Here is a 21,765-nt window from a genome sequence, read left to right as displayed (position 1 = left end):
CCCCTACTTTACAAATATATATAATTTTTGGAATAAATCCTTTGAATTTTATGGAACCTATCCATGATATTGGAAATAATCCATAAATTTGTAAAAATTCCAAACCAATGGACCGAACGATACTACATCTGGACCTCGACACGTTTTTTGTGTCGGTAGAGCGCCGGCTCGACAGCCGGCTCAACCACAAGCCTATACTGGTGGGGGGCACGGGCGACCGCGGCGTAGTGGCCGCCTGTAGCTACGAGGCCCGCAGCTTTGGGGTGCACTCGGGCATGCCCATGAAAATGGCCCGTATGATGTGCCCCGAAGCCATCGTCATACGCGGGGAGGCGGGCACCTATACCCAACATTCCAAAGTCGTCACCGAGATAATCCGTGAGGCCGTCCCGCTCTTCGAGAAAGCCAGCATCGACGAGTTCTATGCCGACCTGTCGGGCATGGACAAGTTTTTTGGCTGCTATCATATGGCCTCCGAGCTGCGCCAGCGCATCATCCGGGAGTCGGGGCTGCCCATTTCCTTTGGGCTGTCGACCAATAAACTCGTGTCCAAAGTGGCCACGGGTGAGGCCAAGCCCAACAACCAACTCAAGATCGACTGGGGTACCGAAAAAGAATTCCTGGCCCCTATGCCCGTCAAAAAAATACCCATGGTGGGCGAAAAGACCAATCAAATCCTCTACAACCTGGGGATCAAACAGGTGCGTACCATACAGGAAATGCCCATGGAGATGATGGGTACCGTACTGGGCAAAAATGGGCTGCTGCTGTGGAACCGTGCCCATGGCCGCGACGAAAGCCCGGTGATTCCCTTTCATGAGCGCAAGTCTATCTCCAACGAGCGCACCTTCGGCAAGGACACCGGCGACCTACGCCGCATGCGCGAGATGCTCCGGGCTATGGGCGAGAACCTGGCCTTTCAGCTTCGCAATGGCAACAAGCTCACCTCCTGCGTATCGGTAAAGATTCGTTATGCCGATTTCAACACCTATTCGCGGCAACTAAAAATACCCTATACCTCCGCCGACCACGTGCTGATCCCCCATATTGAGCATCTGTTCGACCAGCTCTATAACCGGCGCATGCTCGTGCGGCTCATCGGCGTCAACTTCAGCGACCTGGTCAGCGGCCACTACCAGATCAACCTCTTCGACGACACCGAAGAGAAACTCAACCTATACCAGGCCATGGACCATATCCGCAACCGCTATGGGTACAATAGCAAGGGCTCTCCCATCCTCAGCTGGGGGACCACCCTGGGCATCCCCAATATGGGGAGCATGGGCAACCCCTTCAACGGAGAGCCACCGATTATCCCGGCGCACCGCAACGCCTAAACCGACCGTTCACACCAAATCTATACTGAATACGCAAAATCTTTATTCCCCCCAGCACCATGTTACTCAATTGCCACAGTTTCTTTAGCCTACGATACGGTACCATTCCGGAAGAATCTCTGCTGGAGCTGGCACAGCAGAACGGCTACCGCTGCCTGGCCCTTACCGATATCAACAATACCTCGGGCTGCCTCAACTTCGTGCGTATGGCCCCACGCTATGGCATCCGCCCGGTACTGGGCATCGACTTCCGCAGCGGCATTCGTTCTAAATATGTGGCCCTGGCCCGCAACAACCAGGGCTTCCAGGAACTCAACCGGTACCTGTCCGAGCACCTGCACCATAAAAAAGAAATCCTCGACCAGGCGCCTCCTTTCGCCAACGCCGTGGTGATATACCCCTTCGAAACCCTACTCGACACCGAAAAAAATCAATTTCTGGACCATGAATACATCGGTATCTCTTCCCAGGACCTACTTAAAGTGCGCTTCTCCAGGCTCTACCAGCACCAGGACCGCTTCGTGATCCTGCAGCCCGTAAGCTTCCGCCACAAAAAAGACTTTAACACCCATAGACTCCTGCGGGCTATAGACGAAAACACGATGCTGCAGAAGCTGACGGTGTTCGACGTGGCCAACGAAAACGAACAGATGCTCCCCATCGAGGAGCTTAAAGCCCGATTTAAAGACTATCCTAACCTGATCTACAATACCGAAAAACTCCTGGAGTCCTGCGAGATACACTTTGCCTTTGGTGAAGGACGGCAACACCAGAACCTAAAAGTCTATGGCAAAAGCGCCCAAGAAGACTACGAAAAACTCCGCAGCCTGAGCTATAACGCCCTGGGCTACCGCTATGGCACGGGGGTCGACGACCGCATCCTCGACCGCATCGCCATGGAGCTGGATCTGATCCGCCAGCAGGACTTCGTGCCCTTCTTCCTGGTCAACCACGACATCGTCTCCTATGCCAGCCACAAAGACTACTATTATGTAGGACGAGGAAGTGGAGCCAACAGCATCGTAGCTTACCTGCTCAACATCACCAACGTAGACCCTATAGAGCTCGACCTGTATTTTGAGCGGTTTATGAACCTATACCGGAAGAACCCACCCGATTTCGACATCGACTTCTCTTGGAAAGACCGGGACGACATCACTCGTTACATTTTTGAAAAATATGGCAAAAATAACCAGGCCGCCCTGCTGGCTACCTACAACACCTTCCAGCACAGTGCCGCCGTGCGAGAGCTGGGGAAGGTCTTCGGCCTGCCCACCCATGAGATAGACGCCCTGAGCGACAAGAAGTTCGACCCTGCCAAGCTCGACGACCTCTCGAAGCTGGTACTCCGCTACGCCCGCTACTTACAAGACAATAACCAGCCCAACCACCTGAGCATCCATGCCGGCGGGGTGCTGATCACCGAAAAACCCATACACTATTTTTCGGCCACCGACCTGCCCCCCAAGGGCTACCCTACTACGCAATTCGACATGGTGATTGCCGAAGATGTGGGCCTCTATAAGTACGACATCCTCAGCCAGCGGGGCCTGGCCAAGATCAAAGACACCCTGGAAGTGATCCGTTATAACCGCCCCGAAGCCCCAGCGATAGACATCCACGACGTCAAGAAGTTCAAAGTCGACCCCAACATCAACGCCCTCATCCGCCAGGCTTCCTGCATAGGCTGCTTTTATGTGGAGTCGCCCGCCATGCGCATGCTACTCAAAAAGCTGGAGGTAGACACCTACCTGGGGCTGGTGGCGGCCAGCTCGATTATCCGCCCTGGCGTGGCCAAAAGCGGGATGATGCGCGCCTATATCCTCCGCCACCGCTTCCCCGAACGCCGCCTCGACGCCCCGCCCGAGCTCCTGCGCCTGATGGAAGATACCTACGGGGTGATGGTCTACCAGGAGGACGTCATCAAGGTGGCGCATTATTATGCCGGACTCACCCTGGCCGAGGCCGACGTGATCCGCCGGGGCATGAGTGGGAAGTTTCGCGGCAGGGCCGAGTTTGAAATGGTCCAGACGAAGTTCTTCGAAAACTGCCAGCACAAGGGCTACGACCCCGTGCAGACCCAGCAGATCTGGGATCAGATCGCCAGCTTCGCCGGCTACGCCTTCGCCAAGGGGCACTCCGCCTCCTATGCCGTAGAGAGCTACCAGAGCCTGTTTCTAAAGACCTACTACCCTCTGGAATATATGGTGGCTACCCTCAACAACGGGGGCGGCTTCTACAGCCAGGAGCTCTATATCCACGAGGCACGCATGCGGGGAGCGCAGATACAAGCCCCCTGTATCAACCACAGCGAAGCCGAGACCTGCATCGCCGGCACCACCATCTACCTGGGCCTGCAGATGCTCCACCAGTTGGAGCTGCGCACCATACAGCAGCTCCTGCAGGCCCGGCAACAGGAAGGTCCCTTCTCCTCCCTCAACGACTTCCTCGACCGGGTGCCTATCAGCATCGAACAGCTGACCATCCTGATCCGTATCGACGCCTTTCGGTTTACGGGCATCGACAAAAAGACCCTGCTCTGGAAAGCCACTTTCCGCCTCAACAAAAGCCCCAACAAAACGCCCCAAAAACAGCTGTTTCAGAACCAGGTGAAGGATTATAAACTTCCCCAGTTCCAGGAGACTTTCATCGACAATGCCTTCGATCAGATCGAACTGCTCGGCTTCCCACTCTGCAGCCCCTTCGAGCTCTCCCAGGAGCCCATCCCCCCCGGGGTGATGAGCAGCCAGATACACGAGTTTATCAACTTACCCGTAACCCAGTATGGCTACCTGGTAACGGTCAAAAACACCCGTACCAACAAGGGCGAGACCATGCAGTTTGGAACGTTTGTAGACCAAAACGGAGATTTTATCGATACGGTACACTTCCCTCCCATCGTCAAGAAGTTCAAACTCACCGGTCGAGGCCTGTACAAAATCCAGGGGAAAGTCACCGAAGAATTCGGCTTCCTGTCCCTGGAAGTATCGGCAGTGGAAAGGTTGGATATGGTTTCTAGGGTTTAGGGATTAGGGTTTAGGCGAGGGAAGGTTATTGAAGGGAAATAGGTTCTGGGAACGGCAGGAAAATGGAGGATATTATTAATCTTGGGCTGTGTAAAATGAACTCTGTCTTGTTGATGAATCATTCGAATTTATTTTACAATCTCCTAGTTCCGTCTAACCTTCATAATTCAATTAACCAATTAGTAGAGAACATGTTGTCTTGGTTTTTTGAGACCAGCTCTTTTATAGTACATCAAGATCACGGATTTCAAAATGCCGCTCAAGATCCTTAATCTTTGCGAATTCAATATTGAACCTCTCCTTTGGGACTTGCCACTGTATAATAGTTGAGATAAAATCCATCATTCGAGCTAGCTCAAAAGAGGTAAAATCATTTTTTTTGGAGTGAATTCAACAAAATAGCCATTATTATCTCCCATGACTTTTCTTGTGATTTGCATTGATTTATTATTTAAACAGGTCGGAGTGCGTACCCGTTCTTACCAATTCCAGTAGCATTAGTTTTTCATTTTCGTCCCAAATAAGTAATACATCTGGTCGAACATGACATTCCCAATAGCCACTATATCCACCTCTTAATTTATGGGCATTATGCTTCCTATCCAGTCCCTTATGCCCTTTATCTGCTAATATTCTAGCACATTCGCCAATTCATCAAAATCCCTTAAACTACGCTTTTTGAGTAATTTAGCATCTGTAAGAAATTTCGTTGAGTATAGTATTTCAAACATGACTATACTAATTTCAAAAACTCATCAACACTTCCTGCCCTATTACCTTTCCCATTTTTAAGCTCTTTCATGGCCTTAATAGTTTCCTTATTAGGAACTCTTTCCTCCGAAATAATTTTACCATGAATCTTGCTTAAAAATTCCTTAAAAAAGGAGCTTTCTTCCTCTGGCAACTCAATTGTGAACGTTATCATTTTTTTATACAGTTAAAAAGGTTGCTTCATTTATAAACAAATATAACCCCCTTTAGGTTATGTTGACAAATTCAAGAACTACTATTTTAAACATTTTCCACCTCAATTTTCTTCCCGCTTAAGTCCAAAAGTTCCTCAATTTCAATGACTTTCGCAACAGGTCTACCCTTATCCCTTTGGGAAGGTGGTCGGCAGTCGGCAGTCGGCAGTCGGCGAGGGAAGGTTATTGAAGGGAAATAGGGTCCGGGAACGGCGAAAAAATGGAGGATCGGGGGAGGGGGCTTTTTTGTGGTCTATTCCAAAGACCAAACATAACCTACTAAAAAGGCTATCCCTACTAGGGGAAATACTCCCCTACCGACTTATACATAAAAGGATCACATCGTATACTTAACGGCATACAGGATAGCCAAAACGACAAGAAATAATGTAGAAAGGCCTACTGAGGCCACTGTGATCAGCAGCTTATTCCTCTTTTTGATCCCTATGAACAGCAGCAAGGCCGCCAGAATAAATACCACGATTAAAACTCCAGTAGATCCCATCCTATCAATACGTTTTATATTCAGATTGATAAAAATATCCATATCACACCATTCACCAACATATACCCTACTAAATCTTTCGACAAAATGAGTGAACGGTAAGTAATACCGGAAGAGAACCACATAAAAGTAGATTTTGCTAAGCCTTCGATAGATTTGGAAAAGTATTAACGGCTGGGCATTGGCAACTTTGCAGTGTAAATTTAAAACACTAAAAAGATGAACACTAAAAAAGTATGGTTTATAACCGGGGCGTCTAAAGGCTTGGGAATATTGGCGGCTATACGGGCAACTTTGCTGGGTTTGGGATCTATTGTTCCACCAAATTTGCCGTAGCCGGCTTTACCGAAGCACTTGCCGAAGAAATGAAGTTATTTAAGAGTAAAACCAACACTTCACCCCTTGCCTTTAAACAATCTTTTAATTAGCATCCGGGAACCCGCTTATCAGGATCGACTCCGGGCTATTGACCAAAGTATGCGCTTCAGGCCAGGACCATTCCACGAACTGAAACCCCAGCAATTTTCCAGATTTAATATAAAAAAAAGGTTTCCACCTTCCTAGCCCTACCAGATCGCCCTCATTCGTTGATAGGAATGGTTATAATAAAGGAGTCGTCGCCCAGCTTACAGGCCAGGCCCAGCACCTGTAGGTCACCATCCTCCCTATACACAAAGGGCCGTTCTAGACGGTCGGGGACCATGGTAGTGCCATCCTTTCTATTTATTTTCTTAGGCATCACCTCATACTCCTGAGCCTTTTCCCAATGAATGCCATCGTCGGAGCTTACCAGGCCTATGAATTTATGGGCATGGAAAATACCGAAATATTTATTCCTTTTTTGATCGTACCAAAGGGACATATCCTCCGTGTCAATATAATCGATCACCGGCTTGGGTTGAATGACGAACGGGCCCAATGGACTGTCTGAGATGGCCATGGCCTGATTTCTAATAAACTTGGTTTCATTGGGCTTGTCCCCTTTTATAATGAGATAGTAGCGTCCATCCCGACCCCGGTCGATGGCTGGGTTTACGGTCAAAGTGGCGATTGGCCCCGAAGGCTCGATTAAGGGTGCATCGAAACGCTCCCAAGGGCCCTCCAAGGAGGTGGCTACGGCCACACCAGTCCTTTGGTTAGGGCGTAAAATCCCCCATTTAGGATGGGTATATCCTTTATGGCTAATTTCCATGAGTTCATCCTCGCTATAGGCCCTATCGCCCATGTTCGTGGAGATATAATACAGGTAGTACTTGCCTTCGAAAAATTTGATCTTAGGATTATGCGCCGTGATGGCATCCCAATGTCCTGCACCCCTGCCCTTCAGTACCGTTTCTTTATACTCCCAGGGCCCGCTGGGAGTGGTCGACACCGCATGGGCTACCTCAGAGTACAGTAGCCAGCCGGTGAATTTTGTCGCTTTGGGCCAGCGGGAATAAAACATATGATAGAGCCCATCCTCGGACTTTACGATCGATCCGCACCAATTATAATAATCCTTGGTGCGGAAAATGTTGGTATCATCTATATCGGTAATTTTTCCTTCAAATAAAGGCGGGGAATAGCTCGATTGCGAAATCGCCTTGTGCCCCAAAATGGATAGCAGTACCATCACTAATGCAGTTCTCAGCATGTCTTTGCTCTTACTTTGTAAAATGATCTCTGGAAAATATCAAAACCCAAATCGTCGTGTGCCTATCATGAGAAATGATGATTCGGAAAGCAAGGGGAGACTCTAATCTACTCAGACTCGCTTCAAAGGTACAATTAAGGAATAGACTCCTAAAAATCATTTACGTTTATGCCTATGCGCGTACGGCTACCTCTATAGGAATCTTTCCACTTAAAATTTCGCATACCTGATTTTGCTGTACTCCGTCTTCCAAAACTGCAACCAGAGTCTGGGCTACATCGGCTCGTGTAATATTCCCCTGCCTTTCAAATTTTTCCTGTAACTCTATTTTGCCAGTCCCTTTTTCGTTTGACAATGAGCCGGGCCTAATAATGGAATAATTCATACCGCTTGCCATCAAGTGCTCATCAGCCTCTTGTTTGGCCTGTAAATATGCTTTTAGATCCTCATTGGCCGAAGGGTTGTCGGCACCCATAGAGCTAAGCATTACAAACTTGGTTGCACCCGCTTCTTTGGCAGCATCTGTAAGGCGCTTGGCCCCATCCCGATCGATCCCTTCTACATTCTTCCCCTTTGATCCTGCAGCAAAAATCACTTTATGCACGTTCATCACTGCCTGACTGAGGTCTTTTTCCAAATCGGCCAGTACGGCAGATACGTTCTCCTTTTCAAACGCTTCTTTTTGCTCCTGTTCTCTCACCATGGCGACAGGCGTATATTTCTCAGACTTTTTCAATAAATCAATAATGATCTTGCCTGTCGTTCCATTCGCCCCCGCTACCAATATATTTTGCTTTTCGTTATGCATCGTATTCCTATTTAGTTGAAAATAATTTGTTAATACCCTTAACCATATAGCCTCGTCTGCGGGCCATCCTTGCCGGTAGGTCATGGAAGTCTCCCTCCATGGTTCAGCATATAAAATCAAGAAGGACGCGCCATTGCTGGTCACGATGGTATGGATATACCTGCTGACCTACAATAGTCGTGCCGATAGGGGGTAAAAGCGCAGGAGGGGTTCGCGTAGTGCGTTGACAGACTGTTGTGCTTTCCGTTTAAAACGGAACTGTACATGCTAATCCCGAAAAACTTAGCTTCTAGAGATTAGCTTACTCAACTTTTTAATTTAGCTTTATGTAAAATTATCAGTTAATATATACTCATAGTCAGTAGTTTAAATTATTTGGGATGTCAGAATCAAGACAGATCCTATTCTTTCCACAATTGAAGATTTATATATTCACGGTAAACCAAAATTATGGCAGACACACTATTTCAAAAAATTTACAGTCATCCGCTGATGAACCCAGAGGATTTAGAAATTATAGCCTCCTTACATCAAAGGGTGATCTTATCGAAAAACGATTTTTTACTGCGGGAAGGCAAAACTTCTAATGCTTATTATCTGGTAGAAAAAGGGTTGATACGCTTTTTCGTGAATGATTTTAATGGCCAAGAAATCACCACCCAGTTTATCTGCGAAAATGAAATAGCGAATGAAGTGTCGTCTTTGTTTCAACACCTACCATCCATACAGAATATACAATCTGTCACCGATGCCGTCGTGTGGAAGATTGAATTTAACGATTTTCAATATTTATACCATAGCATGGAATCGATACGGGAATGGGGCCGGGAATGGATGTCTGGACAACTATTCCAGACGCAGCAGCGCTCTATTGAAATGATTACACACTCTGCCTCCATGCGATATTTACAATTGATAGAACACCGACCTCAAATTGTGCAACAGGCTCCCCTGAAACAGATTGCCTCTTACTTAGGCATTGCAGACACCTCCCTCAGCCGTATTCGCAAGGAAATGATTACCAACTAGCATTTCTTGACATAGGTAAAGTGGCCTTGCTTTTCCAATATCTAACTTTGAGAAATCAAATCGGGTAGGCAATGGAAAAACTTAAAACCATATCATTTTCTGTCTCTATAAATGCTCCTAGAGAAAGAATCTGGGAAGTTCTGTGGCAGCCTAAAACGTACGAAAAATGGACCAGTGTCTTTATGGAAGGCAGCCATTATAAAGGAGACTTGAAGCAGGGACATACCATTGATTTTCTAGCCAAAAATGGGGATGGTATGCGTTCACTGGTCGAAAAATTGATCGTCAATGAGCAGATGGTATTCTCGCATCAAAAGGAGTTGAAAGAGGGCGTAGAAACCGCAACAACTTGGCAAGGGGCCAAGGAGATTTATTTTCTAAAGAAAGAATCTGACACAAGTATCGAATTACAGGTGATTATGGATATTACCCCAGAAATGGAGGAATATTTCAACGATGCATTTCCTAAGGCCTTAGGGCGGATCAAGCAATATTCTGAATCCTAAATTTAACCAATTAATACGATGACTATAGACACTTCAGTATCAAAAAAACTGGACATTATCATTCCTGCTTATCGCATGCATTCACAAAGTTTTAGAAATGCATTGGACGGTATTTCCGAAGAAGCGGCATTAAGGCGAATGGACAACAACACCAACCATGTCGTCTGGATGGCTGGAAACCTGGTTAACTGCCGGTATTGGATCGGCAACCTGTTGGGTATAGACGATAAAGACCCTTATGAGCACTTATTTAACGAAGCCAGGGCATTGGATGAAAACTTTGCCTACCCCACACTGGAAGAGCTAAAGGACAGTTTTGCAATCATTTCCCCTAAAGTGTATGAAATGCTGCTTATAGCACCCGACGAACTCCTCGAAATGGATTATCCCTTCGGAATGAACGTTTCCTTCGTTAAGGAAAACGTGCTGAATATGATAGGGATGTGCATAGGTAGAGAGGATTATCTTCTGGGCCAGATTGGCTTGATGCGAAAACTACTCGGCCTAAAAGGTATGCGCTACGACATAGACGACAGTCTGAGCTATTGAACAATCAAAATTCGGGAAACACCTTAAAATTTAATCACGAAATCGATAAAATCATGGCAAAAGTAAATGTTTATTTAACTTTTCAAGGAAACTGCGAGCTGGCATTTAATTTTTATCAATCGGCGCTCGGCGGAGAATTTAAAGATCTAAGCCGGTTTGGTGAGATGCCTCCAGAAGAAGGTATGCCGGAGCTTTCGAACGAGATGAAAAACAGGCTGATGCATGTGTCTCTTCCCATTAGTACAGAAACTGTTTTAATGGGCAGCGACACAGTACCCGGCTTTGGACCGGATGTAACGATGGGAGATAACTTTTCAATATCCTTAAATGTAGATTCCAAAGAAGAGGCGGATTCGTTATTTGCGAAACTTTCGGAAGGAGGCACCATAACTATGCCCTTAGACGAAACTTTTTGGGGCTCTTATTTTGGAATGTTGAAAGATCAATTCGGCATCAACTGGATGGTAAATCACGATCTACTTGAAAACGAGTAATCTTCATATCAAGAAGCAAATACTAGATTTTTTACCATTCAATGATTATTTCCGAACTTATATTTTAAGAATATGGTGGAGGTGTATAGCACGAACGTGGAGAATCAACATCAGGCAAACCTTCTTTTACAACATCTGGGCGCCCTCTTCCCTGCCTATGAAATCAACTTTGACCTAGAGGATTGTGACAACATTCTTAGGGTAGAATCGGCTTGGGAGACCATTGATAAAAGGCGGCTGAGTAAACATCTGAAGCACCTGGGGGTTGTCGCCCAGGTGCTTTCAGACCTTCCTCCTTGCCCTGCCATACCGGTCGCTACTGAAGACCTCTAACAAGAACCCTAGACACTCAAAGAGAGCGTGCTACCGCATCAAAATAATTGTATTATGAGCAACTCAGTAACCTTATAACGGGCACTATCGACCCCTCCAGAGAAAGTCTTCCGGGCATTTTCAAACTCCCAGGCCTTTTGCACTTGGCTCCCTCCATATGGATTTAGCTGTAACATGCATTACAGGGAGTTTCAGGAAGGCGGAACATATAAATTGTCCTTTCTCAATTTTTCTACGGATCATTTCTTTAGATCCTCTGATTTAATGGCTTTAGAAGAACGGCTGGCTCTGACCGATTCCATCACAAAGAAAATACAGATTCTTCAAAAATTCCTGATCGCTAACCTCCATTTTCAAAATACCGATCTAATTATCGATAGGTCAATCGAAAAAATAAAAGCCGTTAATGGTTTCATCAGCATTAAGGAGTTATCCTCTAGTCTGAATATGAGTTTGGATGCATTTGAATAGAGATTCCGAAAAACCATTGGCGCATCTCCAAAGCAATATGCCAATATAGTGCGGATGAAGCAACTCATCCATAGTCCAATGTTGACCAGTACCGTTCTGGACTCGGCCCTGGATGTAGGATTTTTTGATCAGTCACACTTTATCAGCCATTTCAAAAAATTTACGGGCCTAACGCCAAAGGAATTCATGGCCGCCTCGCAGGAAGTAATAAAATAAAAGTCCATCTATGTTAAAGCTGCTAAAAGACTAATGGGTCGGATCCTCTTCCTTCAACAATGCGATACGCCTATAGTGCTCAGCCATTTTAAACAAATCAATCATAATTTTCCCTGTGGCGCTAGTAGCATCCATATATTCTGTGAGGGTTCTTCATTCGGAATTTAAAGATTTTCCATTAGTGCCCCCATTCTATTTAAAGTTAATTTGGTCCTAACAAAGAAATATTGGGCAAACTTATTATCAGTTTGAAGTTACTGTGCCTGAATTCCACTACTGGTCATTTCAATACTGAATGAGCGCTTAGTAGCTTTGCCTTCGATTTCACCTATCGGAATCTTAAAAACGGTACTATCTTTTTTTATAGCGATAGCCTGAAAGAACCCTGATTGCAGAGAATCTATATCGTTTGCCAAAAAACCAATCCCTATATTACTATAGTACGGTATACTAGGAGATTTTAGTGGATAGTGATATACAGAATCAACTGGGGTTAACATACCATTTTTTAACTCAAAGGCTATAATCTTTACTTCCTCAAATACAGTTTTGTCTGAATTGTAGAAGACAAATTGAATCATCTCTGGATCCTTATCCAACTCGAATCTACAGGAACTCAAAAAACAGATCATTGATATTAGTAAAAACCTATTTTCCATTGTTATTTCATTTTTAAATGGGTACAGTTTTAATCGCTTCTCTATACTAGCAACCTTTTTTCATTGGGACAGCCGATTAATGTTCTGATCAATAGTCATAGAAATCCAGTCAGTCATTGTCGTCAGTGCCAGGGGAGAAAAAGTTTCCTGAATATCGGCGTATTCATTCGGATGCCCCGAATTACAATTTTGAAAAAAATGATTGAGGTTTGGTAGTTCCTTTATGGCAACGTTAGGGTTCCCTCCATTTTTGACGGCTTTATAAATGAGAGGCAAATTTTGTTTTGCATCTACTTGTAAGTCTTTCGATCCATTCAGTGCCAGTACCGGACAAGCAATTTTTCCATAAAAATCGGCTGGATCTACCTTTAATAACCACTGGTACCAGGGCGTACACATGAAATTGACGGAATTTTCAAAAAACATGGCCTTCGATTGACCCGGAGGTACCATTTCTTCTGGAAATTGTTTTGCATTGGCCTTAAAGTAAGCCATTAGCGCCTTTCTCAACACAGTCGTATCAGGAGTAGTATTCAATATTTCTTCGACTTCTCGATTAGACTTTTTAATCAAAGCAATACCAGCTTCATTAACACCACCAACTCTTGCGATCAATTCGGTCTGCAAGCCGAGCACTTCTAGCCCCCTGGCGCCAGGGCCTGCCAAAGAAATAACGAAGCGCACCTCCTTGCACTGAAAAGCCGCGATGGCCGACACCAGCCCTCCCTCACTATGTCCTAAAAGACCTATCTTCTGGACATTTATTTCACTCCTTGTCTTCAGATAGTTCAAAGCACTTATGGCGTCTGAAGCAAAGTCTTGTGATGAGGCTGTCATGAAAGAACCCGTAGACTTTCCAATACCCCTGTCGTCATACCGCAAGACAGCTAATCCCTGGCGCGTAAAATAGTCGGCAATAACAAGAAAAGGCTTATGTCCAAACACTTCTTCATTCCGGTCTTGTGGTCCGCTTCCCGTGATTAGTATCACCACCGGAAAATTGCCTTCTTTATTTGGTATGGTCAACGTTCCCGATAACGTGATACTATCTTCTATATTTTTAAAGGACACTTCCTCACTATAATAGGGATACGGTGGAATTGGCTCCTGAGAATGCCTTAGGGCGGGCTTTTCCGTTAAAACCAGATAGAAAAGACCTGCCAAGGCCACGACGAAAAAAGCTATATAACCCGTTTTTTTCATGACAGAAACGATAAGAACAAACCTCTGCTAAAATAGCTTAATTATGGTTACAATTGATACCGACGTCCCCAAAATATTAATCCATACCAACTATTTAAGGCTGATCCACAACGAATAGGGTAGAATTCTGCTCTTCATGAATGAGGGTGCAGTTTAAAAACTCCCTCACGTACCTCTTCCTGACTGATATTTTTCCGATCGGTGATGGCTACCCAATTACCCCGTCGGCACGATGGGGGCTGGGCTTCCCGGGCCCATTATATGGCACTTCCATGTTGAGATTACGGACTAGAAAAGCGGATAGAAAACTATAGTCGTATCGAATAAAATCCTCTAACCCCCACCAGCACATCAGTTCCTATGTCGGCCCTGTAGCCACTGACAAAAATATACCCTGGCCACAGCTGAGCTGAAACTTTAGTGGCTAATTTTCGTTGAACCTCTTAGGTAATGCACATATTCCAGTGGGAATAGCCAGACAGATGGACCTATTGACAATACGGCCGAACGTCCCTATCCACACGGTCAGGCACTCTATTTTTGTATGTGCAAAATTAAAATACTACCTATTGCTCCTATGAACCAGAATACCTTTCGTGCATTCAAAAGCCATAATTATCGTCTTTTCTTTATGGGTCAGTCCATTTCATTGCTGGGCACTTGGATGCAGAAAACGGCCGTAAGCTGGGTAATATACTCCTACACCCACTCCAAAACGATGCTTGGTCTAAGTGTTTTTGCCACCTTGATGCCCTCTGCCCTGTTTACCTCCTTAGGTGGGGTGGTGTCGGACCGATACGATCGGTACCGAGTCCTGTTGGCGACTCAAATATTATCGATGGTTCAGGCTTTATTGCTAACCCTGGTCGTTTATTATAAAGATAACGCCGTTTGGGAAATCATTGGATTGAGTGTTCTATTGGGAATCATCAACGGGTTCGACGTACCCGCTCGGCAATCGTTGGTGTTCAGCATGGTCGACGATAAAAAAGACCTGCCCAATGCGGTAGCATTAAATTCGTCAATGGTCAACTTGTCCAAATTATTGGGGCCGGCCGTGGCCGGCGTAGCGATAGCCCATTGGGGGGAAGTAGTATGTTTCGGCATTAACGCCCTAAGTTTTGTAGCGGTTATAGGATCCCTTAGCCTGATTCGTTTACCCAAGCATATCGCCAAGGAACGTACCCAAAATATTTTGGGCGACCTTAAAGACGGAATAAAATACGTAAAAGAAACCCCTTCTATCGGCTTTATCATCCTGATGTTATCGGCTATTAGCCTCTTTGGTTTACCTTTTACCACTCTAATGCCCGTCTATGCCAAAGACATTTTCAATGGAACGGCCAAGACTTTTGGATTTATCGACAGCGCCATAGGACTAGGGGCCTTTATAGGCGCCATTTTCCTCGCATCCTTAATGCCCGAAACGAACCTCAGTAAGGTGCTAGCCATCAACACCTTTGTTTTTGGATTTGGGTTAATCCTATTCTCTCATACAACCGTCTACCCCCTGGCCCTCCTCTTTATCATGATCGGTGCCTTTGGTATGATGTCGCAGGTTACGATCAGTAATACCCTAATCCAGACCTCCGTAGCCCCGGCCATGCGTGGGCGGGTCATCAGCCTATTCGTCATGTCCTATTCGGCCATGGTTCCAATTGGCAGTTTGCTAGTCAGCACGGTAACCAAGTACATTGGGGTGCAAAACACGGTACTAGGCGAAGGTATCTTGGCCTTATTTATTGGCATCGTTCACTTACGGTTTTTGTACAAACCCGTGGGTGCCAAGGCCTCACCTCCAGAAGGCCTGGATATTCGATAGGGTCCGACTTTCTAATCGAGAACCTTTTCACTCAGATTGATATAGATCGCTGAATATGCTATCCTGGACCATTTACCAAAAGTATCATATGGCGACCTACTCAATATTTTTCGCCTTGCAGGTTAGCAAATAATCTGCATAAGTTCTTTTCAATATCGCCTTTACCTGCGACTGATCCCAGGGGGTAATCAAAAAATCATGTATCAGGCGCCCCTGCCCCTGTCCCCTGTCCTCATCGGCATAGTCCGATACCATCAGCCGGATAGAGCAAGGATGGGTAGCCATCGATTTGGCCAAAAACGTCGCCCCATTCATTTCTTTCATATTTTTTGCACTCACTATAATTTCAAAATGTTGTGACTGTAATATTTCTAGCCCCACAAAGGCCGAGCCAGCCGATACGATATGGTACTCTCGGCGCAACATCGCCACAAAGGCCGTTATATTATGCACCTCAGAGTCTACATACAGTATCGCTGGCTTATAGTTGTTGTCGGCAATGTCATTTGGCATATACCACACTTCTATTTGATATCCCCTATTGCCTTTCTATAGGCGGCCTCATTTATTTTATACGCTATTTTAGCATCGATGATATTACTGTTGGCCTGCTCCCAGAGTGTCTGAGCTTCCAGGACATCCTGTCCGGTAACGGTCCCAGCCGCAAACCGATCCGTACTTAAGCGCAGGTTTTCCTCTGCCTGTATCACCGACGCATAGGACAAGCTAATTCGACGGGCCGACTGATTGAGCTTCGAATAGGCCTCCTGGACTTCCAGCGTAAGCAACTCTTTGGTTTCGTCAATCTGACTCTGTAAGGCATCCATACGGTAGGATTGTTCCTTCACCTTACTCGCTTTCTGTCCCCAGTCCCAAATCGGCACACTTACACTCAGCATACCAAAATAGGAAGACAGGGTATTTTCCCCAGTAGTAAAATTCATCTTCTTTCCTACACCGGTAAATCCACCGAAAAGTAGACCAACGGTGGGCTTAAAATCGGCCTTAAGTATTTCCTTCTGAAGCTGCTGAGCTTCCATGGTGGTTTTCAGCATTTGGATTTCTATGCGGTTTTCGGCTATACCAGGCAACGGCTCACTAGCAAGGGGGCGAAATGTACCTGAAACCGAGTCGTTGATAGAATAATTTACATCTCCGGGCATGCCAATGATTTGGGCTAGGCTTAACTTGGCAAGCATGAGTCCATCCTCTGCTTTCGCCAAATTGAGGGCCGTTTCATTTCGTTGTACCCTTACTCTTAAGAGGTCGTTTTTATAGATTAACCCGGCATCAAAGGAATTGGAAAGTTGCTGGTCCAAAGAGTCTAACAAAACGATAAATCGATTGGTCAGACCTATTTTTTCTTTCAGACTCACGATCTGCCAATACGCCGTTTCGGCCTGGAGCAACACCTGAGTTTCTGTTAATGTCTTCTGGTTTTGATATATTTCTACCCCTTTTGCTGCAGCAGACTGCCCGAGTTTTATTTTACCTCCTGCATAAATAGCCTGAGAGACCGTTAGCGAAGGGCTAACCCCAACAGAGGGTAGAAGGCTACTCAGAGGCTTACCTACATGAAAAGCAGAGACAGAACCATCGATCTGTGGCTTATTGAGACCTTTGGTCCCAGCCTGTACGGCCTCAGCAGCCTTGATATTATACTGGGCCTGGGCAATTTTTCTGTTATGTTCGGTGGCCAGTTGACGGATCTCCTGCAAGCTTAAGGATTGCTGTGCTTGAGCGACAAAAGCCATAAGCAGCAATATTGGAACCAGGAGGCTCGATGCGTTGGTATTATAACCCCTTTTACCGGTGATTGATAATTTCATACTGGATTAAAATTTAGTATTGATGATGTCGGTAGTAACATCGGTCACAAAAATGGTAAGCAGCTGAAGACTGGACGCCGCCTACCATTCATCATTACTGCTACTACCGTCATACTCTATTTTTTTGATTACTTAGAATGAGAAGGCTTGAATTGGATATGCTCACTGGTGGGTGCTGGGAGCTCTTCTTCGGGCACAGGTTTTATAAACCTATAGTATAACACGGGCACCACAAATAGTGTCAGGATCATGGATACGATCAAGCCAAATGCTAGGACACTTCCAAGCGGAGCCCATAGGGGAGATTTTCCTATTATCATAGGCACAACACCCACAGCAGCGGCCGCAGAGGTCAGGAAGATGGGGCGCATCCTCCGTTTGGCCGCCGATAAGGCTGCCGCTCTTATGGAATATCCGTGATCCAATACCAGTTCATCGGCGTAGTCGACCAGTATAATTCCGTTACGAACCACAATTCCAATCAAACTAATAATCCCCATAAAGGCCGTCATACCAATTGGATTCCCCGTCAGATACAACCCCAAAAATGCCCCCAGAAGACTAAGCGGAAAGGTAGCCAGGATAATGACACTCTTTCCAAAGCTTTTGAATTGAAATAACAAGGTGATAAAAATCAGCACGAGTGATACACTCAAGGCGGTCATCATCCCTGGCATGTTCTCTCCACTCGACTCGGCATCGCCACCATACTGGATGCTGATACCATCGGGAAGTTGCATCTGTTCGATCTTTGGCTGCAACTCCTTAAGAATGCTGGACGCCCTGCGGCCCAGCTGGGCTTCTGACAATACCGTTAGGGTACGTAGCCCATTGCGATGCGCCAGCACACCTGTATGCCAAGAAGGCGCTAGGTCGGCGACTTCCTTCAGGGCCACCTTGTTTCCATACATCGAGCTAATATGGAGGTTTTCAAGGCTTCCAAAGTCCTTACGACTGCTCTCATTAAGGCGCAAAAATATATCTACAGGCTTATCCCCTTCCCATATTTGAGATACTGCAAACCCCTTGAGTCCGGCTGCAAGTGTCTGGGTTATGGCCTGATTGGGGACCCCTAGCCTGGCGGCTACATCCTCTTTGACCTTCAAACTTACCGCCAGATAATCATCTTCATAATCGGTGCGGACCCAGTTGGTTCCTTCCGTATTTCTCAACATGTCTTCTATTTGTTGAGCGACTCTTTTCTGATCTTTAAGATTCTCTCCGATTACGCGAATAGCCAAAGGAGACCCCTCTTGGAAGCTTAGCTGACGAAAACGTACGTAACCATCCTTAACGAAACCTTCAAATTTGGGCCGATACTCCTTCACCAATTCATTGGTGGCCTCATTACTTTCGGTGGTTATAAATAATTGTGCGAAGTTTCGTCGAGGAATTTCAGGCGCATAAGAAGTCTGGAAGCGAGGTGAGCTGGTACCTACAAAACTGGCAATGTTCACGACCCTTTGATCCTTATTTAGTATGGCCTCTATGCCCTTTACAGTCGATTCAGTTTCCGACAATGCCGTTCCATTTGGCATCCATACTTCGACGTTAAACTGGTTTCTTTCACTGACTGGAAAGAACTCTTGCTCCACATTGGCAGCCACGACAAAGGCCAAGATAACCGCCCCAACAGCCGCTGCCATGGTGCTCTTGGGCCATCGGAAGCAAAACTCTACGGCCATATTGAAAACATTTTGAAGCCTATCGAGTAAGGACTTTCGTGGCGGGCGCTCGCTAATTTGATGTTTTAACCCTTTTTTGATAAATACAAAGCACATATAAGGGGTCAGCAGAAGGGCCACCAGCATAGAGGCGATCAGCGCTACCGCCACCGTGATGGGCAGAGAAGCCATAAAGTCTTTGGCTATTCCATTCATAAAAAAGGCCAATGGAGCAAAGGCAAAAATAATAGCCAACGTTGCTGTAAATATGGGTAAGGACAACTGCTGTGCCGCCTGCCAAGCGCCCGTCCAGGGCGTCACGCCCTCATCGAGCTTTTCTATATAATTATCTACCACCACTATGGCATTGTCTACCACCATTCCTAAGACGATAATAAGACCTGCCAGTGACACTTGATGCAGCTCTATCCCAATAATGCTCAGCACACCAAAGGTGATCAGTATGGCGATCGGCGCGGCCACCGAAGAAACGGCCGCTACTCGGATGGGAAGCAGGAGCATCACCACAATGATTACTGAAAGAATTGCCAAACAAAATTCGAACATGAAATGACTGATACTTTCTCCTACCACTTCTGGCTGATTGACGATTGTATTGATACTAATATCATCGGGAAACTCCGCCTTTAGTTCTTCCAGCTGTCTATCTACCTTTTCCCCGAAAGCCACGATATTATTGCCCGGTTGCATCTCTGTGGTAATGAGCATTACCTTATCCTCTCCAATACGAATAAAAGACGACTCTTCTTCATAGCGCCTTTCGATAGTGGCCACATTTTTCAGACGTACCACTACGCCTTGGGGGCTGGTATATACGATCTGGTTGGCGATATCGTCTTGGGTTTTATATTGGCTGTTTGTAAAAACGGGTATGATGTTTGAGGCTACCGTCAGCTCTCCCGAGGGAGCGGTAATATTCTGCATTTGCAAAGTCTGGACAATCACTGACATGTCGAATCCGTATTGCTGCATCTTTCGATCGTCCACAGTGACATAGATCTGCTGCCGTTGCCCACCCGAGCGGTTTATCTTAGATACTTCTGGAATGGTTTTCAAAACGGCCTCCATCTTGTCCATATATTTTTCCAACTCGCCATAACTCCTTTTCGGAGAAGAAACAGCGATAATTTGCGCAGTTACATCTCCAAAATTACTGTTAACGATCGGCCCCATCACTCCCTGCGGTATACTGGCCCGCATGCTGGTATTGAGTCCATGCTGTAGGGTAGCCCAAAATTTCTTTCGGTCCTTTACCTCCGAATGGAGCTGCACGGTAATAAAGACCTGTCCTTCCCGCGTCTGCGACTTCGTTTTTTGCTTGTCAACTTCCTCAAAGGAGAACAAGAATTGCTCTATCTTGTTGGTTACCTGTTGTTCCATCTGAAGCTCGTCGGCACCAGGATAAAAGGCATAGACCATCGCCACAGGGGTTTCAATTTTCGGGTCTTCGGCTCGGGGCATATTTTGCAAGGCCCAAGCTCCTAGAAGCATCATTATTCCCGTGATTACAAGCGTAACTTGCTTGTACTTCATGGCCGCTTCAATGAAGTTAATTTTTCTATTTTTCATATTTTCAAATCGATCTTACTGATTTTAATTCATTCGCCAGAGGTAATTCAAAAGGATATCTCACTTCCATCCTTAAGGCCAGACTGGCCTGCTATTACAAGGGTATCACCAGGCTTGATACCCTTGCGAATCACGACTTCTCCGTTGCCTGTAAGCCTACCCGTTTCAACCCTTCTTTTTACAACCTTCTTTCCCTCCCCTACCAAATACACATAAGACAGATCCTCTACATCGCGCACCACCGATTTGGCCGGAACAACCAGTTCTTCAACCTCTTTCCCCGTCATAATTGTAGTTTCTGTGAGCATGCCAGGCATTAAGCGATGTTCGTTATTTGCTATTCTGATCTTAACGGTATAGGTTCTCGAAACGGGATCGGCCTGGGGGTTGATAATACTGATATTTCCCTTTAAGGTATCTGCTAACGTGGGTATATATACCCACCCTGGCATACCCGCCTTTAGGCCCCCCACTTCACTTTCTGGTACAGAAAAACGAGCATATACCTGATCGTTCTTAACCATGGTAAAAGCAGGTACGCCCGGAGCGGCCATGCTCCCACGCTCAATAGCCCTGACCGAAATAATGCCTGCCATAGGGGCATGCAAGCGGCTATCGGAAATATGTTTGGCATTAATATTCTTATTGGCCCGAGCCTGGGCGACTTTTGTTTTGATATCGATAAAGTCCTTCGCGGGCAGACTTCCCTTCTTATAGAGCTCATTTAATCGGTTGTACATGTCCTCTGCTTGCTCAAGGCCCGCTTCGGCAATGGCCAGCGCTTGCTCGTATTCGGTGGCGTCGATAGATGCCAATAATTGCCCTTGTTTCACGCGTTGCCCCTCTTGGACCATTACGTTATTAACAACCCCTCCAACGGCAAAGCCGATTTGAGCCACATTATCCGGCTCTATACTACCTGAATAGCTCAGTTGCTGGCTTTGGCTGGCCTTACCTACGCGGTATATGCTCACCGCTACTGGAGTAGCCTCTTTGGACTCCTCTTTCTTTTCCTTGGTACAACCGCCCAAAGCGAGTCCAATTACTAATAATGGAGTCAAGGTTTTTATCAATACTTGCATTGCTTTTTTTATTTTTTATTAAATTTTGTTTGAAAAGAGAAATT

General features: G+C 46.0%; 21 protein-coding genes and 1 pseudogene. 10 read left to right on the top strand and 12 right to left on the bottom strand.

Translation table 11 applies throughout. The annotated features are described in order from the left end of the window. Nucleotides 1-107 precede the first annotated feature (107 nt). Both dinB and CLV98_RS09790 read left to right on the top strand, forming a co-directional pair. Complete coding sequence (gene dinB / locus CLV98_RS09795) at nt 108-1,337, top strand: DNA polymerase IV (protein WP_109674142.1); 1,230 nt, start codon at nt 108-110, stop codon at nt 1,335-1,337. Between the two features lie 59 nt (nt 1,338-1,396). Continuing rightward, entirely contained in the window at nt 1,397-4,363 is a 2,967-nt protein-coding gene (locus CLV98_RS09790; protein WP_109674141.1) for a DNA polymerase III subunit alpha, read from the top strand. Nucleotides 4,364-4,810: 447 nt separating this feature from the next. Here CLV98_RS09790 and CLV98_RS24160 read toward each other — a convergent pair whose 3' ends face one another. The 5 genes from CLV98_RS24160 to CLV98_RS09760 all read right to left on the bottom strand — a co-directional run bounded on the left by CLV98_RS24160 (nt 4,811) and on the right by CLV98_RS09760 (nt 8,274). Beyond that, nucleotides 4,811-4,996, bottom strand: a complete 186-nt coding sequence (locus tag CLV98_RS24160) for a type II toxin-antitoxin system mRNA interferase toxin, RelE/StbE family (protein ID WP_374755185.1) — start codon at nt 4,994-4,996, stop codon at nt 4,811-4,813. A gap of 100 nt (nt 4,997-5,096) precedes the next feature. Beyond that, the gene (locus tag CLV98_RS09780) at nt 5,097-5,288 is read right to left on the bottom strand and encodes a type II toxin-antitoxin system RelB/DinJ family antitoxin (protein ID WP_109674140.1); all 192 of its coding nucleotides are present in this window, start codon (nt 5,286-5,288) and stop codon (nt 5,097-5,099) included. Nucleotides 5,289-5,665: 377 nt separating this feature from the next. Further along, nucleotides 5,666-5,833, bottom strand: coding sequence for a hypothetical protein (locus CLV98_RS23425; RefSeq protein WP_158281225.1), 168 nt, complete (start codon nt 5,831-5,833; stop codon nt 5,666-5,668). Nucleotides 5,834-6,413: 580 nt separating this feature from the next. After that, entirely contained in the window at nt 6,414-7,466 is a 1,053-nt protein-coding gene (locus CLV98_RS09765) for a glycoside hydrolase family protein (protein WP_146202255.1), read from the bottom strand. A 172-nt stretch (nt 7,467-7,638) separates the two neighbouring features. Next, entirely contained in the window at nt 7,639-8,274 is a 636-nt protein-coding gene (locus CLV98_RS09760) for an SDR family oxidoreductase (protein ID WP_109674427.1), read from the bottom strand. Nucleotides 8,275-8,724: 450 nt separating this feature from the next. Here CLV98_RS09760 and CLV98_RS09755 point away from each other — a divergent pair, with 450 nt between their 5' ends. The 5 genes from CLV98_RS09755 (at nt 8,725) to CLV98_RS09735 (ending at nt 11,185) form a co-directional block, all read left to right on the top strand. Next, nucleotides 8,725-9,303 (top strand): Crp/Fnr family transcriptional regulator, encoded by a 579-nt coding sequence (locus tag CLV98_RS09755; RefSeq protein WP_109674137.1) that lies wholly within the window; start codon nt 8,725-8,727, stop codon nt 9,301-9,303. A 71-nt stretch (nt 9,304-9,374) separates the two neighbouring features. Further along, nucleotides 9,375-9,809, top strand: a complete 435-nt coding sequence (locus CLV98_RS09750) for an SRPBCC family protein (protein WP_109674136.1) — start codon at nt 9,375-9,377, stop codon at nt 9,807-9,809. 18 nt (nt 9,810-9,827) lie between these two features. Further along, complete coding sequence (locus CLV98_RS09745) at nt 9,828-10,358, top strand: DinB family protein (protein ID WP_211320006.1); 531 nt, start codon at nt 9,828-9,830, stop codon at nt 10,356-10,358. A gap of 53 nt (nt 10,359-10,411) precedes the next feature. Beyond that, a complete protein-coding gene (locus CLV98_RS09740; RefSeq protein WP_109674425.1) occupies nt 10,412-10,852 on the top strand; it encodes a VOC family protein in 441 nt (146 codons plus the stop codon). 72 nt (nt 10,853-10,924) lie between these two features. Further along, nucleotides 10,925-11,185, top strand: a complete 261-nt coding sequence (locus CLV98_RS09735; protein WP_109674135.1) for a hypothetical protein — start codon at nt 10,925-10,927, stop codon at nt 11,183-11,185. Between the two features lie 38 nt (nt 11,186-11,223). Here the strand turns inward: CLV98_RS09735 and CLV98_RS24320 are convergent, their stop codons facing one another. Continuing rightward, a complete protein-coding gene (locus tag CLV98_RS24320; protein WP_158281224.1) occupies nt 11,224-11,361 on the bottom strand; it encodes a hypothetical protein in 138 nt (45 codons plus the stop codon). An 88-nt stretch (nt 11,362-11,449) separates the two neighbouring features. Here CLV98_RS24320 and CLV98_RS09730 point away from each other — a divergent pair, with 88 nt between their 5' ends. Together CLV98_RS09730 and CLV98_RS24155 are read left to right on the top strand one after the other, a co-directional pair. Beyond that, nucleotides 11,450-11,656 carry a hypothetical protein gene (locus CLV98_RS09730; RefSeq protein WP_146202254.1) on the top strand — a complete coding sequence of 69 codons (207 nt, stop codon included), beginning with the start codon at nt 11,450-11,452 and terminating at the stop codon, nt 11,654-11,656. A 12-nt stretch (nt 11,657-11,668) separates the two neighbouring features. Then, nucleotides 11,669-11,872, top strand: a pseudogene (locus CLV98_RS24155) (helix-turn-helix domain-containing protein); the annotation flags it as partial. 254 nt (nt 11,873-12,126) lie between these two features. Here CLV98_RS24155 and CLV98_RS09720 read toward each other — a convergent pair. Beyond that, nucleotides 12,127-12,531 carry a hypothetical protein gene (locus CLV98_RS09720; RefSeq protein ID WP_109674132.1) on the bottom strand — a complete coding sequence of 135 codons (405 nt, stop codon included), beginning with the start codon at nt 12,529-12,531 and terminating at the stop codon, nt 12,127-12,129. Between the two features lie 60 nt (nt 12,532-12,591). Next, nucleotides 12,592-13,734 carry an alpha/beta hydrolase family protein gene (locus CLV98_RS09715; RefSeq protein WP_109674131.1) on the bottom strand — a complete coding sequence of 381 codons (1,143 nt, stop codon included), beginning with the start codon at nt 13,732-13,734 and terminating at the stop codon, nt 12,592-12,594. 577 nt (nt 13,735-14,311) lie between these two features. On the opposite strand from CLV98_RS09715, the gene CLV98_RS09710 reads away from it, so the two are divergent. After that, on the top strand, nt 14,312-15,556 hold the full coding sequence (locus CLV98_RS09710; protein ID WP_109674130.1) for an MFS transporter: 1,245 nt from the start codon (nt 14,312-14,314) through the stop codon (nt 15,554-15,556). A gap of 96 nt (nt 15,557-15,652) precedes the next feature. Here CLV98_RS09710 and CLV98_RS09705 read toward each other — a convergent pair whose 3' ends face one another. The 4 genes from CLV98_RS09705 to CLV98_RS09690 form a co-directional block, all read right to left on the bottom strand. Then, nucleotides 15,653-16,069, bottom strand: coding sequence for a response regulator (locus CLV98_RS09705; RefSeq protein WP_109674129.1), 417 nt, complete (start codon nt 16,067-16,069; stop codon nt 15,653-15,655). Between the two features lie 11 nt (nt 16,070-16,080). Beyond that, nucleotides 16,081-17,385, bottom strand: coding sequence for a TolC family protein (locus CLV98_RS09700; protein ID WP_109674128.1), 1,305 nt, complete (start codon nt 17,383-17,385; stop codon nt 16,081-16,083). A gap of 128 nt (nt 17,386-17,513) precedes the next feature. Beyond that, nucleotides 17,514-20,639, bottom strand: coding sequence for an efflux RND transporter permease subunit (locus tag CLV98_RS09695; protein WP_211320005.1), 3,126 nt, complete (start codon nt 20,637-20,639; stop codon nt 17,514-17,516). Nucleotides 20,640-20,686: 47 nt separating this feature from the next. Next, nucleotides 20,687-21,721 carry an efflux RND transporter periplasmic adaptor subunit gene (locus tag CLV98_RS09690; RefSeq protein ID WP_109674127.1) on the bottom strand — a complete coding sequence of 345 codons (1,035 nt, stop codon included), beginning with the start codon at nt 21,719-21,721 and terminating at the stop codon, nt 20,687-20,689. Nucleotides 21,722-21,765: the final 44 nt, after the last annotated feature.

The organism is Dyadobacter jejuensis, assembly GCF_003149085.1.
Taxonomy (GTDB): domain Bacteria; phylum Bacteroidota; class Bacteroidia; order Cytophagales; family Spirosomataceae; genus Dyadobacter; species Dyadobacter jejuensis.
Note: the sequence above shows the minus strand (reverse complement) of the source record. Positions and strands in the feature narration are given on the sequence as shown.

What these genes read in the sequence shown, in the direction of transcription:
- dinB (WP_109674142.1), top strand. Translation starts at nt 108, where the DNA reads ATGGACCGAACGATACTACATCTGGACCTCGACACGTTTTTTGTGTCG.
- CLV98_RS09705 (WP_109674129.1), bottom strand. Translation starts at nt 16,069, where the DNA reads ATGCCAAATGACATTGCCGACAACAACTATAAGCCAGCGATACTGTAT.
- CLV98_RS09720 (WP_109674132.1), bottom strand. Translation starts at nt 12,531, where the DNA reads ATGGAAAATAGGTTTTTACTAATATCAATGATCTGTTTTTTGAGTTCC.
- CLV98_RS09750 (WP_109674136.1), top strand. Translation starts at nt 9,375, where the DNA reads ATGGAAAAACTTAAAACCATATCATTTTCTGTCTCTATAAATGCTCCT.
- CLV98_RS09765 (WP_146202255.1), bottom strand. Translation starts at nt 7,466, where the DNA reads ATGCTGAGAACTGCATTAGTGATGGTACTGCTATCCATTTTGGGGCAC.
- CLV98_RS23425 (WP_158281225.1), bottom strand. Translation starts at nt 5,833, where the DNA reads ATGGGATCTACTGGAGTTTTAATCGTGGTATTTATTCTGGCGGCCTTG.
- CLV98_RS09780 (WP_109674140.1), bottom strand. Translation starts at nt 5,288, where the DNA reads ATGATAACGTTCACAATTGAGTTGCCAGAGGAAGAAAGCTCCTTTTTT.
- CLV98_RS09715 (WP_109674131.1), bottom strand. Translation starts at nt 13,734, where the DNA reads ATGAAAAAAACGGGTTATATAGCTTTTTTCGTCGTGGCCTTGGCAGGT.
- CLV98_RS09735 (WP_109674135.1), top strand. Translation starts at nt 10,925, where the DNA reads ATGGTGGAGGTGTATAGCACGAACGTGGAGAATCAACATCAGGCAAAC.
- CLV98_RS09755 (WP_109674137.1), top strand. Translation starts at nt 8,725, where the DNA reads ATGGCAGACACACTATTTCAAAAAATTTACAGTCATCCGCTGATGAAC.
- CLV98_RS09760 (WP_109674427.1), bottom strand. Translation starts at nt 8,274, where the DNA reads ATGCATAACGAAAAGCAAAATATATTGGTAGCGGGGGCGAATGGAACG.
- CLV98_RS09730 (WP_146202254.1), top strand. Translation starts at nt 11,450, where the DNA reads ATGGCTTTAGAAGAACGGCTGGCTCTGACCGATTCCATCACAAAGAAA.
- CLV98_RS09745 (WP_211320006.1), top strand. Translation starts at nt 9,828, where the DNA reads ATGACTATAGACACTTCAGTATCAAAAAAACTGGACATTATCATTCCT.
- CLV98_RS09790 (WP_109674141.1), top strand. Translation starts at nt 1,397, where the DNA reads ATGTTACTCAATTGCCACAGTTTCTTTAGCCTACGATACGGTACCATT.
- CLV98_RS09710 (WP_109674130.1), top strand. Translation starts at nt 14,312, where the DNA reads ATGAACCAGAATACCTTTCGTGCATTCAAAAGCCATAATTATCGTCTT.
- CLV98_RS09740 (WP_109674425.1), top strand. Translation starts at nt 10,412, where the DNA reads ATGGCAAAAGTAAATGTTTATTTAACTTTTCAAGGAAACTGCGAGCTG.
- CLV98_RS24320 (WP_158281224.1), bottom strand. Translation starts at nt 11,361, where the DNA reads ATGTTACAGCTAAATCCATATGGAGGGAGCCAAGTGCAAAAGGCCTGG.
- CLV98_RS09700 (WP_109674128.1), bottom strand. Translation starts at nt 17,385, where the DNA reads ATGAAATTATCAATCACCGGTAAAAGGGGTTATAATACCAACGCATCG.
- CLV98_RS09690 (WP_109674127.1), bottom strand. Translation starts at nt 21,721, where the DNA reads ATGCAAGTATTGATAAAAACCTTGACTCCATTATTAGTAATTGGACTC.
- CLV98_RS09695 (WP_211320005.1), bottom strand. Translation starts at nt 20,639, where the DNA reads ATGAAAAATAGAAAAATTAACTTCATTGAAGCGGCCATGAAGTACAAG.